This window comes from Methanohalophilus levihalophilus, from assembly GCF_017874375.1.
GTDB lineage: Archaea > Halobacteriota > Methanosarcinia > Methanosarcinales > Methanosarcinaceae > Methanohalophilus > Methanohalophilus levihalophilus.
This window is the reverse complement of the sequence record NZ_JAGGLK010000001.1, coordinates 64077-80610: the sequence shown is the minus strand read 5'-3', so window position 1 is coordinate 80610 and position 16534 is coordinate 64077. Positions and strand designations below refer to the sequence as shown.

Below are 16534 nucleotides of genomic sequence, written 5' to 3'. Positions count from 1 at the left end.
TCTATTGGTGGTACCGATTCTATTTAAATATTTTCATCCACCGCCATCGGAAAACAGCAACAAAAAGATAATCAGGAGACAGATGAAAAGAAAGAAAAAAAGAAGAAAAGGTTTAAGGATTTTACCTTAAAGCCCGATCTCTTTCTTGAATTCTTCAAGTCCCATTTCATCAATGACACGGCCAAGGCGCCATTTCTTTGTGTGGGTCTTATAGTAGCTTATAATCTTGTCCACAAGTTCCATGACTTCTTCATCACTGAGCTCCTCAGCAATTAAATCACCAAGGCGTGGACGAATACCTGCATTTCCTCCTACCAGAACCCTATATCCCTTGGGAGTACCAAGTATTCCAATATCCCTTACTGCGGATTCGGCACATGAATTCATGCATCCTGAAACGGCAATCTTGAACTTTGAAGGAAGTTGCATTCCGTGGTATTTTTCATCAAGGGCAAGCCCGAGTCCGACGGAATCCTGCTGTCCACGTTTACAGAATGTGGTACCCGGACAGATTTTAACACTCCTGACACACAGCCCAATTGCAGCTGCAGGTTTCATGCCAAGGTCTTCCCAGGCACCGTCAATATCATCTTCCTTAAGCCCGACGATACAAAGACGCTGAGCGGAGGTTAATTTGACGGCTGCTGCCTCATATTTGTCTGCCACATCTGCAACTTTGCGAAGCATTTCCGGACTGACAATACCACCGGGAGACTGGGGTGCTATCGCATAAGTTTCCCCATCTCGCTGCAGGATTGCGCCTTTCTCAAGAAGGTCTTTCTTAGTCATTTAAATACTCCACCAAGTTCACTGCTCAAGTCTCTTGAGGATGCCGGTAAGGCCTTCCTTGTGACGGGCCTCATCTGCAGATGCCTTTGCAAAGAAGAGAGCTGCCTGCTCATTTCCTTCTTCCTGTGCAATCTTAGCAGCGTCGGCTTTCTCGCCTTCGGCCATGGTTTCTCCCTCAAGCATCATCTTAAGGTTATCAACAGTTGTATCTTTGATAAGTCCGAGGATTTCGGCAACTTCGGCTGCGTGCCATGCTTCATCCATAGCAAGCTGACGGAGGTAGACTGCAACCTCAGGAAGTCCTTCCCTTTCTGCAAGCTTGGACATTGCCAAATACCAACCAACTTCTGTCGTTTCACCTTTAAAGGTCTGCTGTAAAATGTTTTCCAGGCTCATATTATTTCACTCCTCTTAGACTTTGTCAACGAAGTAATTACAATAATTGTCCGCACCATATTTATGCTATAGCACAATTTCTATACGATTCTGGAACAATCATTGTGAAATCTGAGTGCTTTTCTTACAAATATCCAAAAGTGCATAAATAGCTCTTTTTGAGAAATTGTAACTAACAACACCAATTTGATAATTAATAGGTTCTCCAAACATTTAAAGTTGATTGTTTTGTTATATACGAACAGATTTATCGGACTGTATTAAATTCATCACATTTACAGCGCTGCAATGTTCAAACCAAGCAATCCCAATCCCTGCGTAATGAAAAACATGGCAAAAATGAGATAAACAACCCCCAGGGAACGAATAGTGTAAAGATAATATTTGTTTTTCAGGAAGAAACTGAATTTCCCGATAGCAAGTGCAAGCACGATTTTAGAACCTACCAGAAGAAGATAAAAACCAAAAATGAATAAAACCACAGCTAATATATTAACTTCAAGAGCCCTGAAAAAAATAGGACCGCCAATAGCGATCCAAAATAGGTACGGATGGGGACTCAGGAAATTGGCCAGAATACCTTTCTTAAGGGAATCCTTCTTTCCATTACTGATTTCAATATCTATATTTTGAGTTCGAAGAGAAGAAATCCCCAGATGTACCAAGTACAATGCCCCTGTCAGGCTAATAAGGGCAATTGCAGACTCCTGATTTTCAAAATGAATTAAAAGTAACACAATGGATGAAACTATCAGTATATCGGTAATCAGTGGCGAAATCGCAACCTTAATCCCTTCCTTTGATCCATGCTGCAAGGTTTCAGAAATTGTCATCGCCATTAGCGGACCCGGAGAAATACCGGCAGCAAACCCCAGAACTAAGCCCATTAGTAAAAATTCCGCTGATTCAAACATCGAACATCTGCCCTTACCTGCATCCAATCAAATATTTACTGCAAGGATGTGTTGGATTTACCAGGTCGTTTATGGTTAGTTTTTTTCAGGAGAGTGCATGATAGCCAAATAACTGCATTATAAAGATTCAATCCAACCCATATCATCTTCTTTTCTGCCATATTGAATGTCTGTAATGGCATTGAATAATTTGCTGGCAATCTGACCCACATCCCCACCAGAGACAGTTATCGCCTTGCCATCATACTTTAGTTCTCCCACCGGAGAAATAACTGCAGCAGTCCCGGAACCAAATATCTCCTGAAGTGTTCCACTTTCCTGTGCTTCAAAAACTTCATCGATACTAATTTTCCTCTCTGAAACTCCCATTCCCCATTTCTTAGCAAGAGCTATGACAGAATCACGTGTAATACCAGATAAGATACTGCCGTTTAACATCGGAGTTACAAGTTCCCCAGCAATAACAAAAAAGATGTTCATAGAACCCACTTCTTCAACATATTTTTGTTCCAGTCCATCCAACCACAAAACCTGGGAGTAACCACATCCATGCGCTTCTTCTCCGGCATAGAGGCTTGCTGCATAGTTTGCAGCGGTCTTTGCTTCTCCAAGTCCTCCACGCACTGCCCGCACGTGGGCCTTTGTGATCCATATTTTTACCGGGTTAAACCCTTCGGCATAGTATGCACCAACCGGACAAAGGATCATGAAGAAGCGATACGTTCGGGATGCCCTGACCCCCAAAAAGGGATCTGTGGCAATGATGGCAGGACGAATATACAAGGAAGTGCCCCGGACCCGGGGAACCCACTCTTTTTCAATCGATAGTAATTGTTTCAATGCATCCAGCGCAAATGCCTCATCAATTTCAGGAATACAAAGTGTGCGATTGGAAGCATTCAACCTTTTGAAATTCTCCTGAGGGCGGAAGAGTTGAATTGTCCCATCATCTTTCCTAAACGCTTTAAGTCCCTCAAAAGTAGCCTGCCCATAATGCAATGCCATTGTAGAGGGATCCATCTGAAAAGGACCATATGGCTCAATGCGCGGATCATGCCATCCATTTTCAGGATCGTAATCCATAACAAACATATGATCAGTAAATATTCTTCCAAAACCCAGATCATTCTCATCGGGCTTAGGTTTTAGTTGCTTAGCTTTGGTGACTGTGAGATCCATGCGATTACCCCTGCAATGGTTGTCAGGTTTCTATTCAAATTAACTATTAACTACAGCAATCGCCATACATAAAGTTGTTATTATCCAAAACATGATTTTTGTAAATGGGACGAGGTTCCAGAAAGCAATTATACCTAAAAGACGATGTTAAAGGGAGATGTCGCCTAACTTACGTATTGTACTTGTTGAACCGCTTTATCAGGGAAATGTCGGATCAGTTGCCCGCTCAATGAAAAATTTCGGTTACAATGATCTTGTTCTTGTCAATCCATGTCCGCTTGAAGGAGAAGCGAGAGCTATGGCGTCCCATGCACAGGATTTGCTCAAAAGTGCAACAATTGAGTCCAGCCTGAAGGAAGCGATTGGGGATGCAAATCTGGTAATCGGAACAAGTGGAATTTCAGGAATTAAAGATGATGAGCATCTTCGTGTACCGGTATATACCCCCAAGCAGATGAAGGAACATCTCAAGGATGCCGACGGGACAGTAGCGGTCTTGTTCGGCAGGGAAGATAATGGATTGTCAAAAGAAGAACTGAAGCAATGCGATATGATCCTCACAATTCCTACATCCGAAATTTACCCTGTGATGAATATTGCTCATGCAACAACAGTTGTGCTCTACGAAATGAGTGAGATAGAAGATCCGTCAAGACCGATTGCAGACAGATTTGATCTGGAACTTTTGTATGAGCATCTTGGAGAGATGCTTGATGACATAGGGCACCCTGAACATAAGAAAGAAAAAACATATTTGATGCTCAGGAGAATATTCGGAAGAGCTGTTCTTACACCCCGCGAAGTCCAAACACTGAGAGGCATCTTCAGGGGAATCCAGAAATCAAATGAAAATGATGAATAACGACTCTTTTAAGATAGATTTAAATATATTCTGATAAACGATAATGCTGGTACCCGGGGTTTAACATGGTAGAAGAAAAATGGGTAAACAAGTTCAGGGAATTCCTGAATCTTTACAACAGGACTGACATACTTTTACTGGTTGACAATTATCCAGAGAAAAAAAGTGTTTATGTTAACTATGAGAACCTGTACCAGTTTACGCCTGAAATAGCAGAGGAATTGATTCAGGCACCCGACGAGATAATCCCTGCAGCTGAGGAAGCACTGAAGCAGGAATTAAAAATCCACTTTGTTGATACCCCGACTAAAGAGTCAGGCACCGATGAAGACAAAAACCTGAAAGATGTCAAAATACGATTCATAAATATTCCAAACAAGATACCAATCCGTGATTTACGCAGCAAACACCTGCTCAAATTCATCGCATTGGAAGGCATGATCAGGAAAGCCACTGAAGTCAGGCCAAAAATTATAGATGCTCATTTTTTATGCGCAAATTGTGAACACACATTTAATGTTCCACAGGAAGGCACAAAGTTTGTGGAACCAAAGGATTGTGAAAACGTAAACTGCGAGCGCAGAGGCCCTTTCAAACTTATTATTGATAAATCCACTTTTGTCGACTCTCAAAAACTCCAGATACAGGAATCACCTGAAAACCTGAGAGGTGGAAGCCAGCCCCAGAGCATTGATGTTGACGCCGAAGACGATATTGCAGGAATTGTAAAACCTGGAGACAGGGTAGTAATAAATGGCGTGCTCCGCTCCCACCAGAGAACTCTCCGGGAAGGCAAATCCCCATATTATGATCTTGTGCTACACAGCAATTCCATCGAATATGTTGATCAGGAATTCGATGAACTCGACATCACCCCGGAAGATGAAGAAGAAATAAGGGAACTAAGCAAGGACCCTCATCTCTATGAGAAGATGATAAAATCCATTGCCCCGTCAATTTTCGGATACGAGGATATTAAGGAAGCATTGGCATTGCAACTCTTCTCCGGCGTCCCGAAAGTTATGCCTGACGGATCAAGGGTTCGTGGGGACATCCACATGCTTCTTGTTGGTGACCCCGGTATCGCAAAAAGTCAGTTGCTTCGCTACATGGTCAAAATATCACCCAGAGGTGTATTCGCATCCGGTAAGAGTGCATCTTCAAGTGGTTTGACTGCAGCTGCTGTGCGTGACGATCTTGGAGATGGACGCTGGACTTTAGAGGCCGGTGCACTCGTAATGGCAGATATGGGTATCGCCGCAGTGGATGAAATGGATAAGATGAGCAGGGAAGACAAAAGCGCACTTCACGAAGCAATGGAACAACAAACCATATCCGTTGCAAAGGCCGGAATTCTTGCCACACTCAAATCCCGATGTGCTTTGCTTGGAGCTGCAAATCCGAAATACGGAAGATTTGATAGATACGAAGGCCTTGCTGAACAAATCAACATGCCACCTGCTCTGATTTCAAGGTTTGATCTAATCTTTATATTGCTTGATATCCCCGAATCAAGGAAGGACGGGGACATTGCGAAACATATCCTTCGCTCTCACTTTGCGGGGGAACTGAATGAACAAATGAGCAGGGACCCTGCATCCGAGATTACCGAAAAACAAGTCGGAGACCAGATGAAAATTATTCTCCCGGCAATTGAAAACGAAACACTCCGCAAATACGTGGCTTATGCACGCCGCAAGATATTCCCCGTAATGGAAGACGAAGCGAGGGAACATCTGGTTAACTATTATCTTGACTTAAGGAAAATGGGAGAAAATAAGGATTCACCTGTCCCTGTTACTGCACGACAGCTTGAAGCGCTTGTGAGACTTGCAGAAGCCAGCGCAAGAATCAGATTAAGTAACAAAGCAACTCTGGAAGATGCAAAACGTACTACCAGAATCAGTATGGCCTGCATGAAGCAGGTTGGTGTTGACCCGGACACAGGTGCCTTTGACGTTGATGTTATTGCTACGGGGACAAGCAAGAGCCAGCGTGACAAAATTCATGTCCTGATGGATGTTATTCGGGATGTCGGAGATCGCAATCCTGGTGGCAAAGCACCCCTTGAAGAAGTATATGCAGCTGCCGAAGCAGAAAATATAAGCCGGGATCAGGCAGAAGAACTCATCAGGAAGATGAGGCAAAAAGGAGACCTGATGTCACCTGATAAAAAACATATTAAGATTGTGTGAGGGAAAGATATGTATTTGAAAATTCACAAACAAGGGGATGGGATGGTACTTGCAGCCTGTGACCAAAAACTTATCGGTTCCAAGCTCAAAAAAGGAAAAATTTGCGTTGAAGTTACAGAAAGCTTCTATAAAGGCGACATTGTGTCAGAAGAAAAACTGATGGAAGAACTCAAATGTTGCGTTAATGCAAATCTTTTCGGAGAAAAAGTTATTAATTGTGCAATAAAATGTGGCATGGTAGATCCTGACACAGTTATGATTATCGATGGCGTTCCCCACGTCCAGATATACAGAGTATAAGGCAAAGGGAAAAAGATGAGTGAAAATAGCGAAAGTGCAGTCAAAACCCTCGACAGGGAAGGGTTAATCAAAGCGGTCATTGAGAAACATGAGCGCCTAATAAGTGAATACAATACTGAGTATAATTCCCTTGAAGGAAAAGTAAAGGAATTAAAAGAAAAAGTTGCTGCTGCAAAGAAAGAGCATGAGGACACCGTGCAAAGGATGGATGTTCTCAGGGAGAAAAGGCAGCAATTGTATTATCAGGCAAAGAAATTGCTTGAAGATCTGGAACCCGGTACTATTGAAGATCGGCTAGTCCATTCAATTCACGATGATATTGAAGAGCTTAAGCGTTTGAAAGAGCCCGAAACTGAAGCAGCATTGCGTAAAACCCTGCTGGACAAGATAAACTCAATCAGAGTTGAAGAAATAAAAGAGCAGGTAAGCCAGTTAACCGAGAAAATCAAAGGAGCCGAGGAAGCTACAATCGAGCTTCTGTCCCTTGAAACAAACCGAAAAGATTCCTCCAAGGACAACGAAAACATGGCCGAAGAGCTCAAGAAAGATGAGCCACGCCATAACTGGCTACACAGGCGTATTGCAAGTCACACTGAAGCCCGTGAATACTGGGAAAAACAACTTGAAGGTACACAGAAGTCGGAGGAGACAGCATGAAAGATCCGGCCTCAATGACAGAAAGGGAACTCAAGGAAACGGTGAACAAATTCCGTAATGAGATTTCCCATAATGAAAAGACACTCAAAAATGTGTTCAGGGAGCTTAAGTTGCACCGTACCAACATTGGTGAACTTAAGGAAAAGAGAGATGACTTGAACGCAAAGGTAAAGGAACTTGCCACTCTTGCCCGGAATGAAAAAGCAGCAAGAGATGAGGTAAATGCGAAAATCTCTGAAATAAAAGGAAAGAGACAGGTCGTATTGAATCTCAAGGATAAACTTACCGGCGACATTTCAAGTTTTAAGGAAAAGCGCAACCAGTTCAATCAGGAATCAAAGGGAAGCGTTGAATCTCTTGCCAAGGCTTATACTAAGGAAGTTGAGACTTTCCTGAATGCTGACATCCCCCTTAAACACGAAAAGGATGTTTTTGAAAGAATCATGCAGCTTGAAAAGAGACTCGAAGCCGCCCTTGCTGCTGATGGCCTTCACAAAGAAGTCATGAGCGTATATGATAGCGCAAAAGAAGTTGAAAAGGAAGGCTACGAACTTGGTTCACATATCAAGGAGCTAGCGGAGGATTCCCAGAAGCATCACGTAAAAATGATTGAGTTGTACAACCAGATAGATGAATTCCGAAAGGAAGCCGATTTGTATCACTCCCAGATGAAAGAGACCTATGCGGTTCTTTCCCCAATAAGGGACAAAATCGATCCCTTGAAGAAGAAGGTAGAATCCCTCAGGGAAGAGCTTGGTGGTTACCTGGACAAGCTCAACGAAATTCAACTGGAAAAAGACGAGAAAAAGAAGGATGAACAGCATAGTGCTGCAAAAGAGCGTCTTGAGAAAACCGGCAAAATGAGTTTGGAAGACCTTAAGATCTTGATGGACAAAGGAGATCTTAAGCTTTAATTCGACTCCTTAACAGGTATATTCCTGCCAGAAGACTGAGGGTTGTACCTGTAATTCCAAATCCCGGCATACTCCCGGGATTTTCGGTATTTGTACTATTGTTTTGTGGATTATCCGGAATAACTGTACCATTATCTGGACTTTGATCCAGGGGGAACTCTGGATCCACATACTGGAAAACCGGTTCAAAAGTAACAAGCTCACCTTCCGAGCCGAAATATATTTCTTTGAGAGTTATATTCAGAATTGTAGTGTTTTCCCTTGAATAAACCAGCGTTTCATTCTCCCCAAGAATATCATCTATTAAGGGTTCGTCATTTCTTTGGAGTGCCAACCAAACCCTATTATCATCCAGATTGACAAATTTTACCGTTATAGAATAATTCTGATGGAGCTGCTTCGTATGGCCTGTGCGGATGTTTAGCGCACTTCCATCTTCCAGGACAAGCTCTTGCGCAAAAGCAACATTCGTAGATAGTGAGCAAAGGCTAATTATAAAAATAAAAAAGAAAGCTAAGACCTTTGCATACATTAGTAATCCTCAAACATACATGCAGCGACCTGATATTAGAGTTTCCTTAGAGCCATCCGCCATCTCAACAATAAGACCGCCATCTTCAGATATCCCGATTGCTTTTCCTTCATACATTTTGACAGGAGTTACCATACAAACCTGCTTTCCAAGAGTATCAGAAAGGTCTATCCATTTCTGCAGAATCTCATCAAATGAACCAGTGTTGAATTTTATGTAGTGTTGCTCAAGCGTAGAAAGAAGGGACTGAACAAAAATCACCCTGTCTATCTCTTTTCCCAACTCGTACTTGATGGTCGTGGAAGTCTTTTTCAGATCATCCGGGAATGATTCAGGATCCATGTTGGCATTGATCCCAATACCGATAACTACATAATTAATAATCTCAGCTTCTGCTTCCATCTCAGTCAAAATACCACAGATTTTCTTGCCACCCACCAATACATCATTTGGCCACTTCAGGGAAGCATTTACCCCGATTTTGCGAAGTGTTTCTGCCACAGCAACACCAGCCATGAGTGTTAATCGGGAGGCATGTGAAGGCGACATAGAAAGTTTCAGGATTACAGAAAGCCAAATTCCACCTTCCGGAGAACACCAATCACAACCCCTGCGCCCCCGGCCACTGTCCTGGATTTCAGCTATTACAACCGTTCCATCAGAAGCTTCGCTTCCGATTTGTTTGGCAATATCATTGGTTGATTGAACTTTGTCGTAGTAAACTAATTCAGTCCCGATTATATCAGTATCAAGGCCCTCAGTAATTAGTTCAGGATAGAGAAAATCAGGCTCTGATCGCAAGATATAACCGCTTCCGGGGATGGATTCTATGGAATATCCACGCTTCTGGAGAGCCTGGACATATTTCCAGATCATCGTTCTGGAAACACCGATAGAAGTCCCTATCTCCGCCCCCGACACAGGTTGTCCGTTTGCACCTTTCAGTATCCTTATTACTTCAAGAATATTGTTTTGCAATAAAATCCCCTGTTACAATTGGAAGTACAAGAATAAAAAATCATTCATCCTTGTTTTCCATATCCCGGGATTTGGCTGCATTAATGTAGGACCCAACTGCAGCGCTGATAGCAGCAATCTTTTTGTTATTGTTGTCAAGTGCTTCAGCAAGGGTTTCACATTCCCTCTCGTGGCATGCAGCGTTTTCAGCTACAATATCAAGGATATTATAGTCATCAATGAAGTGTGTTGTGAGATTTCCCTTCAGGAATTCTTCATGTGACATTACTGCCCGATGGAATGGAATGTTGGTTTTGACACCAATTACAACATACTCAAAGAGAGCACGTCTCATCCTTGCAATGGCTTCATCCCTGTCCCTTCCCCAGGTCTGGAGTTTGGAAATCATGGAATCATAGAAAGGCGTAATGGTATAGCCCATATGCACCCCACTGTCAACCCTGACACCCGGACCGCCGGCAGATCTGTAGCGGCGTATTTTCCCGGGGGATGGAGTAAAATCGTTGAGCGGATCTTCGGCATTAATCCTGCATTCAATTGCTGAACCGGTTATCTTGATGTCTTCCTGCTTGAAAGATAGTTCCTCACCGCATGCGACTTTGAGCTGCTCCTTGACGATATCAATGCCTGTTACAAGCTCGGTGATACCGTGTTCTACCTGCAGACGTGTGTTAACTTCAAGGAAATAGTAATCACCCTTTGAATAAAGGAATTCCACGGTTCCTGCGTTTTCATAACCAATGGATTTTGCGGCTTTGACTGCAGTGCCACCCATTGCTGCCCGAAGTTCCGGAGTCATTATAGGAGATGGAGCTTCTTCAATGAGCTTCTGATGCCTTCGCTGAATGGAGCATTCCCTGTCTGAAAGATAAAGGCAGTTGCCATGGCTGTCAGCAAGAATCTGGATTTCAATGTGACGTGGTTCTTCCATATATTTTTCAATGAAAACAGTTGAATCACCAAACGCAGACTCTGCAACTGATCTGATAGATGAAATCGAATTTTTCAATTCCTCATCGGAATAAACTACTTTCATACCAATGCCACCGCCACCTGCGGAGGCTTTGATCATAAGTGGATAACCAAGATTATCTGCGACTTTCTGTGCAGCTTCATAATCTTCTATTGGTTTGCCATCACCCGGAACGACCGGAACACCGGCCTTAATCATGGCTTCACGGGCAGCTATTTTGCTTCCCATTTGCTCTATGACTTCACTGGAAGGACCTATGAAAGTTACTCCTTCCTCTTCACACCTTTTTGCAAAAGTAGTGTTTTCCGAAAGGAAACCAAATCCCGGATGAATTCCTTCTGCGCCGGTTTTCTTCGCTACTTCAAGAATTGCCTCCATATTGAGGTAACTCTTGGAAGTTGGAGCAGGACCAATCAAATAAGCCTCATCCGCATATTTTGTAAACAGTGCATTGCTATCTGCCTCGGAATAAACTGCAACCGTACCAACATCCAGTTCCTTGCAGGCACGCATAATCCTGATAGCTATTTCGCCTCTGTTTGCAACAAGTACCTTGCTGAACATATAATAACCTCAAATTGGTGCTCAGTCAATTACCATCAAGACTTCGCCGGAAGTAACTGCATCGCCCTCGGAAACAAGGATTTCCTTGACAGTACCACCATGTGGAGAGTGAATTGCATTCTCCATTTTCATGGCTTCAATAACACAAATCTTGTCTCCTTCATTAATGGCGTCACCCACAACCACATCAATAGAAAGAACCATTCCCTGCATGTGGCTAGTTACAGCACCTTCTGAAGCAACCGCAGTCGGTTTCTGGGAAGCACTTTCGGTTACTGTAATGGCACCTCCAACGGGTTCAACATGAACGTCGAATGATTCGTTGTCAACTTCAACTTTAAAGTGAGTAGGTATTGCCACTGGAGCTGATGCTGCGGGAGTGGATGCAGCTGGCACCGGTGCAAGTATCTCTTCTTCAGATTCGCCACGCAGGAATTTTGGAGCAATGGCTGGATAAAGAGCATAAGTAAGAACATCTTCTTCTTTGCTGACGATTCCCATCTCTTCAGCTTCCTGCTTTATCTTTTCGTATTCAGGCTCGAGAAGATCCGCTGGCCTTACTGTGATTGGCTGTTCGTCACCGATAATAGTCGCGATCATTTTTTCGCTGATTGGAGCCGGGGACCGGCCATAAAGACCACGTACATAGTCCTTTACTTCCTTTGGAACTACCTTGTAGCGCTCGCCCATTAGGACATTGAGTACGGCCTGGGTGCCTACTATCTGGCTTGTAGGAGTTACAAGTGGAGGATAACCAAGTTCCTCACGCACCCTTGGCATCTCTTCAAGAACATCATCATACTTGTCAAGAGCGTTTTGCTCCTTCAGCTGGGACACAAGGTTGGAGAGCATACCTCCAGGAATCTGGTAAACCAGAACGTTAGTGTCAACCTGCTCGGATATAGGATCAAGTATTCCTTTGTATTCGTCCTTGATTTCCTTGAAATATGCAGATGCTTCACCCAGCAGTTTAAGATCAAGGCCTGTGTCGAATTTAGTCCTTTGAAGAGCTGCAACCGTGGACTCTGTTGGTGGCTGGGAAGTTCCCCCTGCAAGGGGTGAAAGAGCAGTATCAAGAATATCAACACCAGCCTCACAGGCTGCCATGTAGCTCATCGGAGCCATGCCGGAAGTACAGTGACAGTGCAAGTCCACCGGCAAGCCGACCTCTTTCTTGAGTGAGCTTATGAGTTCATAGGCTTCATGAGGAGCAAGAAGTCCGGCCATGTCCTTAATACAAATGGAATCACAGCCCAATTCCGCAAGTTCGTTTGCAAATGCAACGTATTTCTCAACAGTGTGGACAGGACTGATGGTATAGCTGATAGTACCCTGAACATGCGCACCCTGTTTTTTAGCTACCCTAATGGAAGTTTCCATGTTTCTGACATCGTTTACCGCATCAAATATGCGGAAAATATCAATACCGTTTTCATAGGCTTTGGTAACAAATTTTTCTACGACATCATCGGAATAATGCCTGTAGCCTACAAGGTTCTGGCCCCGTAACAACATCTGGGCATGGGTGTTGTTCATGTGTTTTTTCAGTTCCCTGAGACGCTCCCATGGATCCTCGTTGAGATATCTGATACAAGTGTCAAATGTTGCACCTCCCCACATTTCGAGGGAATAGTAACCAACCTCATCCAACTTTTCAATGATGGGAAGCATAGTCCTTGTTCGCATTCTCGTTGCAAGAAGCGATTGGTGTGCGTCCCTCAGAATTGTTTCAGTTATTTTGACCTTCATAGAATACCTCTCATTTTTAGCACATATAAGCAAGAATCTAGTTAATGCTTAGAATTCGGCTGATGAAATTGTACCTAATTGTCCATTAACTTTTATGTACTTTCTGGTGAGGGTATATAAATGAAAAAGAAGGAAAGAGAGAAATAGAAACAGTTAAAATGTCTTCTTAAAATCCAATGAATTTTGATAACTTTATTGCTGCATTTCCCAGAGTCAACGAAACCTGATTTTTAATTCCAATTGCTTCAATGGTTATTTTGCCACTTTCATATGCGTCAAAGTAAGTAGACATGGGTGATTCAGAAGTCAGGATATCCTCAAGTGTATTTTCATGAATTTCCAGCAGGAGAGTGGCATCTACATCCTCATCAGCGGTTATTTCCCTGAATTCCACTACCTTTGCATTTTTTGTCACGATTTTGAAGTACAGTGGAGACCCATCAACTGTTCCAATAGTTACATGCCCAATTTCATTTCCAAAAAGGCTTTTGATAACTGAAGGCACTTCACCTGAATACGCATTGTATTCGGCAATAGAAACTTCAATATCATCAACAAGCTCGGCACTGGCAGTTGCGGAGGCAAAAAGAATAAAGATAGATAAAGCCACGAGAATTTTCTTCACTTAACTCACCTTTGAAAATATATTAATCTACAACTATATCAATTTGATCCTATTTCTCATAATAATTATGACATCTTTGGCACAATACCTTCAATCTACCCTAACTAGCTACATAAACTGGCAGAAGGATCTCTATGGAGAAACAAAAAAGACATAACACAAATAAAGTGAAAAAAAAGAAAAAAGAAACATCCGGATAAAATCAGATGAATCCAAGTAATTGAGACAGTTTTATCGCCAGATTGCCCAACGCTATGGTAATTTTATTGACGGCTCCCACAGCTTCTACTGTAATCCTGCCATCCTCATAAGCATCTAAGAAGATATGTAGCGGGGAGGTCGAATTCGCAAGAGCTGACAATGTATCTTCATCAATACCTACAAGCAGAGTTGCGTCGATGTCATCATCAACACTAATTTCCTCAAATTCAACTATTTTTGCATCATCTGTTACTAATTTGAAGTAAAACATAGATCCATCATTCATTTCAACTGTCAACTGAATGACTTCATTTCCGAAAATAGTTTTTATCGGAGAAGGAGCAACTCCTGCATTCTTATTGTATTCATCAACCATCATCTGCAAGCCATCCCCAAGAGGAGAAGCACCAGTGGTTGCTGAAGTGAAAAGGATTAAAAATGTTAACGCAATGATAAGTTTTTTCAATAATATCACCTTCGTAAATATATTAAATTTAATCTATATTAATGTGATCCTTTTCCATCATTGCTATAATGAGATCTTTTGTCGCAATCTATTTGAAACGAATAGAGAATCTAGAATGTATGCCATTCAGAATAGATTGGGGAGCTTTAAACCAGAGGGACTACAGCACTATGCACCTGGCGGTTTCCGATAACAATGTTGTTTCCCTGCTGTCACCGTTGTACACGCGGGATGAGATATATGAAATCTCCTCCGTCCTCATGTCGCCACATTCATTTAATGAATATCTTTACGACACTTCTGCCACTATAATATATGACGAAGAGACAAATACCAAAGAAATCCTTGACCTTTTCAAGCGTGAAATTAAACAGTATGGATACGACTTCAAGAGCACGCACAGGAGTTTGCGCCTGAGCCATACTGAAGACAACGATTTGTATATTATAAGCATTCAGGGAAATGAATTCAAGTTATCTTCAACGGCATTTCTCGATCCTGATGAAATGAAAACTCATATCCCCAGATTTCTTGAAATCCTTGAATTACTGATCAATTGCGGCTACGAGGCAGGAGGTGGAGAACAGGATCTGGCCATTCTTCCTGTGCCAATGAGAGAACCGGATCTAAAGCCACAATCACTTGCTTCCGAAAGAAGAACTTCTTCCGGGGAAGAAAGCAAGCGTTTTGAAGTAATAGAAAGAGAGTTCCTTGACGTGGATTTCAGTGATATCGGAGGTTGTGAGGAAGCAAAAAAACAACTTTCACTCATTGATCTCGGAATCAGGCATCCTGAAATATACGAAGTGTACGGGGCAGAATTGCCACACGGAATATTGCTTTACGGACCCCCGGGAACTGGTAAGACCATGCTTGCAAAAGCTTCTGCCAAGGAGCTTGACGCCAATTTTTATTCCATAAACGGCGCTGATATTCTTTCAAAATGGTACGGAGAGTCGGAAAAGAATCTCAGGGAGCTTTTTGAGAAAGCTAAAAGCAGTACCCCATCGGTGATCTTTATTGATGAGATTGATGCTTTAATGCCACAAAGGGACACATCCCATGAGGTCACGGTCAGAATAGTATCCCTTCTGCTTCAGGAAATGGACGGCATACGCAGTTCAAAAGGCATGATAATTATGGGAGCTACCAACAGGCTTAACCATATAGATCCTGCATTCCTGAGGCCAGGAAGATTCGATCTTAAACTGGAAATCCCACTGCCTGACGATAAAGCTCTGGAAGATATATACAGGATACATCTGAAAGGACGCAATACTGTAGAAGATATCGACTACAAGAGGCTGGCAAAAGTGAGTAAGGATTTGAGCGGAGCGGATGTAAAGGGTGTTGTAAATGCCTGTGTATTCAGTAAAATAGTGAAAATCAGAAACAAGATGCCTGAAATAATAACCCGGGATTCAGTGAATGAAATAACTATTGAACAAATAACTACAGAAGACATGCTCAGAAGCATTGAACAATACAAGAAGGAATTAAAGTCTCTTGTATTCCCTCCAGGCGAAAACGGCATGTATGCCTGAAGTCAGGAGTTTGTCAAAGGACTACCAGAAAGAGAAATCGGGCATAATACCCGATTATTTATTCTTCTTCACCAATTGAAACAAGAGTTACATTGAAGATCAATGTCTCACCTGCCAGAGGATGATTGAGGCGTTGAACATCAACCGTTATTTCTGACTCCGTTACATTGACAATTGTGAGATTCCCGTAGGCAGTCATCAATTGACCCCCTTCTACGTATGTCCCATTTGGATCTGGCAGATTTTGAATTGGAATAGTCTGCACTTCCAGATAAGTACCATATGCTTCTTCAGGTGGAATGGTCAGTATCTTGCTTTCACCCACTGCCATGCCTACGACACCATTATCGAAACCGGCTATCATCTGGCCTGCCCCTACAGTAAAACCGAGTGGCTGGCGACCGATGGAAGTATCAAAAACCGTTCCATCTTCGAGTTCACCCGTGTAATCCACAAGAACATAGTCCCCCACTTCAGCTACTTCAACTGATTCTTCCGTACCTGTGCAACCGCTTACAAAAATAGTGGCTGCAAGTAACAAAACCAATAAACTTTTCCTCATGTTCCAATAGTGGAAGATGATTGGTGATAAGGATTGTGTCTTTGCTGAGACCAGTGACCTGAATTGTGGAGTATTATTAGTTCAAGACTTATCAGGAAAATCATATTATACCTAGAGATACAAGAATAATCCAA

The 16534-nt window shown here is 42.6% G+C and carries 17 protein-coding genes; 6 read left to right on the top strand and 11 right to left on the bottom strand.

Annotated features, from left to right (window positions below):
* Positions 1 to 126: 126 nt before the first annotated feature.
* From J2755_RS00355 to J2755_RS00340, 4 genes are all read right to left on the bottom strand, one after another.
* Positions 127 to 789, bottom strand: coding sequence for an NAD(P)/FAD-dependent oxidoreductase (locus J2755_RS00355; protein WP_209677918.1), 663 nt, complete (start codon positions 787 to 789; stop codon positions 127 to 129).
* An 18-nt stretch (positions 790 to 807) separates the two neighbouring features.
* Entirely contained in the window at positions 808 to 1185 is a 378-nt protein-coding gene (locus J2755_RS00350; protein ID WP_209677916.1) for a ferritin-like domain-containing protein, read from the bottom strand.
* A gap of 275 nt (positions 1186 to 1460) precedes the next feature.
* Positions 1461 to 2099 (bottom strand): LysE family translocator, encoded by a 639-nt coding sequence (locus J2755_RS00345; RefSeq protein WP_209677914.1) that lies wholly within the window; start codon positions 2097 to 2099, stop codon positions 1461 to 1463.
* Positions 2100 to 2216: 117 nt separating this feature from the next.
* Positions 2217 to 3278: a branched-chain amino acid aminotransferase gene (locus J2755_RS00340; RefSeq protein ID WP_209677912.1), complete on the bottom strand. Its 1062-nt coding sequence runs from the start codon at positions 3276 to 3278 to the stop codon at positions 2217 to 2219.
* A 157-nt stretch (positions 3279 to 3435) separates the two neighbouring features.
* Here J2755_RS00340 and J2755_RS00335 point away from each other — a divergent pair, with 157 nt between their 5' ends.
* The 5 genes from J2755_RS00335 to J2755_RS00315 all read left to right on the top strand — a co-directional run bounded on the left by J2755_RS00335 (position 3436) and on the right by J2755_RS00315 (position 8206).
* Positions 3436 to 4140, top strand: a complete 705-nt coding sequence (locus tag J2755_RS00335; RefSeq protein ID WP_209677909.1) for an RNA methyltransferase — start codon at positions 3436 to 3438, stop codon at positions 4138 to 4140.
* A 65-nt stretch (positions 4141 to 4205) separates the two neighbouring features.
* A complete protein-coding gene (locus J2755_RS00330) occupies positions 4206 to 6335 on the top strand; it encodes a minichromosome maintenance protein MCM (RefSeq protein WP_209677906.1) in 2130 nt (709 codons plus the stop codon).
* Between the two features lie 9 nt (positions 6336 to 6344).
* Positions 6345 to 6635: a DUF424 domain-containing protein gene (locus J2755_RS00325; RefSeq protein WP_209677904.1), complete on the top strand. Its 291-nt coding sequence runs from the start codon at positions 6345 to 6347 to the stop codon at positions 6633 to 6635.
* A gap of 15 nt (positions 6636 to 6650) precedes the next feature.
* The gene (locus tag J2755_RS00320) at positions 6651 to 7292 is read left to right on the top strand and encodes a hypothetical protein (RefSeq protein ID WP_209677901.1); all 642 of its coding nucleotides are present in this window, start codon (positions 6651 to 6653) and stop codon (positions 7290 to 7292) included.
* Positions 7289 to 8206 (top strand): coiled-coil protein, encoded by a 918-nt coding sequence (locus tag J2755_RS00315; protein WP_209677897.1) that lies wholly within the window; start codon positions 7289 to 7291, stop codon positions 8204 to 8206. Before J2755_RS00320 ends, J2755_RS00315 begins: the two co-directional genes overlap by 4 nt.
* Here J2755_RS00315 and J2755_RS00310 read toward each other — a convergent pair.
* The 6 genes from J2755_RS00310 to J2755_RS00285 all read right to left on the bottom strand — a co-directional run bounded on the left by J2755_RS00310 (position 8196) and on the right by J2755_RS00285 (position 14294).
* Entirely contained in the window at positions 8196 to 8738 is a 543-nt protein-coding gene (locus J2755_RS00310) for an S-layer protein domain-containing protein (protein ID WP_209677894.1), read from the bottom strand. The two genes, J2755_RS00315 and J2755_RS00310, sit on opposite strands and share 11 nt — an antisense overlap.
* A gap of 9 nt (positions 8739 to 8747) precedes the next feature.
* Complete coding sequence (locus J2755_RS00305) at positions 8748 to 9716, bottom strand: biotin--[acetyl-CoA-carboxylase] ligase (protein ID WP_209677891.1); 969 nt, start codon at positions 9714 to 9716, stop codon at positions 8748 to 8750.
* A gap of 40 nt (positions 9717 to 9756) precedes the next feature.
* The gene (locus tag J2755_RS00300; RefSeq protein WP_209677888.1) at positions 9757 to 11253 is read right to left on the bottom strand and encodes an acetyl-CoA carboxylase biotin carboxylase subunit; all 1497 of its coding nucleotides are present in this window, start codon (positions 11251 to 11253) and stop codon (positions 9757 to 9759) included.
* Positions 11254 to 11274: 21 nt separating this feature from the next.
* The gene (gene oadA / locus J2755_RS00295; RefSeq protein WP_209677885.1) at positions 11275 to 13002 is read right to left on the bottom strand and encodes a sodium-extruding oxaloacetate decarboxylase subunit alpha; all 1728 of its coding nucleotides are present in this window, start codon (positions 13000 to 13002) and stop codon (positions 11275 to 11277) included.
* Positions 13003 to 13168: 166 nt separating this feature from the next.
* The gene (locus J2755_RS00290) at positions 13169 to 13627 is read right to left on the bottom strand and encodes a hypothetical protein (RefSeq protein ID WP_209677882.1); all 459 of its coding nucleotides are present in this window, start codon (positions 13625 to 13627) and stop codon (positions 13169 to 13171) included.
* A gap of 202 nt (positions 13628 to 13829) precedes the next feature.
* Complete coding sequence (locus J2755_RS00285) at positions 13830 to 14294, bottom strand: hypothetical protein (protein WP_209677879.1); 465 nt, start codon at positions 14292 to 14294, stop codon at positions 13830 to 13832.
* A 119-nt stretch (positions 14295 to 14413) separates the two neighbouring features.
* On the opposite strand from J2755_RS00285, the gene J2755_RS00280 reads away from it, so the two are divergent.
* A complete protein-coding gene (locus tag J2755_RS00280) occupies positions 14414 to 15838 on the top strand; it encodes an ATP-binding protein (protein ID WP_209677877.1) in 1425 nt (474 codons plus the stop codon).
* A 58-nt stretch (positions 15839 to 15896) separates the two neighbouring features.
* On the opposite strand, the gene J2755_RS00275 is transcribed toward J2755_RS00280, so the two are convergent.
* Positions 15897 to 16400, bottom strand: a complete 504-nt coding sequence (locus J2755_RS00275; protein WP_209677874.1) for an FKBP-type peptidyl-prolyl cis-trans isomerase — start codon at positions 16398 to 16400, stop codon at positions 15897 to 15899.
* Between the last annotated feature and the right edge of the window lie 134 nt (positions 16401 to 16534).

Bases quoted from the DNA above. Each gene is read 5' to 3' on its own strand.
- J2755_RS00320 (WP_209677901.1), top strand. From the start codon at position 6,651: ATGAGTGAAAATAGCGAAAGTGCAGTCAAAACCCTCGACAGGGAAGGG.
- J2755_RS00340 (WP_209677912.1), bottom strand. From the start codon at position 3,278: ATGGATCTCACAGTCACCAAAGCTAAGCAACTAAAACCTAAGCCCGAT.
- J2755_RS00355 (WP_209677918.1), bottom strand. From the start codon at position 789: ATGACTAAGAAAGACCTTCTTGAGAAAGGCGCAATCCTGCAGCGAGAT.
- J2755_RS00330 (WP_209677906.1), top strand. From the start codon at position 4,206: ATGGTAGAAGAAAAATGGGTAAACAAGTTCAGGGAATTCCTGAATCTT.
- J2755_RS00280 (WP_209677877.1), top strand. From the start codon at position 14,414: ATGCCATTCAGAATAGATTGGGGAGCTTTAAACCAGAGGGACTACAGC.
- J2755_RS00325 (WP_209677904.1), top strand. From the start codon at position 6,345: ATGTATTTGAAAATTCACAAACAAGGGGATGGGATGGTACTTGCAGCC.
- J2755_RS00335 (WP_209677909.1), top strand. From the start codon at position 3,436: ATGTCGCCTAACTTACGTATTGTACTTGTTGAACCGCTTTATCAGGGA.
- J2755_RS00300 (WP_209677888.1), bottom strand. From the start codon at position 11,253: ATGTTCAGCAAGGTACTTGTTGCAAACAGAGGCGAAATAGCTATCAGG.
- J2755_RS00275 (WP_209677874.1), bottom strand. From the start codon at position 16,400: ATGAGGAAAAGTTTATTGGTTTTGTTACTTGCAGCCACTATTTTTGTA.
- J2755_RS00345 (WP_209677914.1), bottom strand. From the start codon at position 2,099: ATGTTTGAATCAGCGGAATTTTTACTAATGGGCTTAGTTCTGGGGTTT.
- oadA (WP_209677885.1), bottom strand. From the start codon at position 13,002: ATGAAGGTCAAAATAACTGAAACAATTCTGAGGGACGCACACCAATCG.
- J2755_RS00315 (WP_209677897.1), top strand. From the start codon at position 7,289: ATGAAAGATCCGGCCTCAATGACAGAAAGGGAACTCAAGGAAACGGTG.
- J2755_RS00310 (WP_209677894.1), bottom strand. From the start codon at position 8,738: ATGTATGCAAAGGTCTTAGCTTTCTTTTTTATTTTTATAATTAGCCTT.
- J2755_RS00350 (WP_209677916.1), bottom strand. From the start codon at position 1,185: ATGAGCCTGGAAAACATTTTACAGCAGACCTTTAAAGGTGAAACGACA.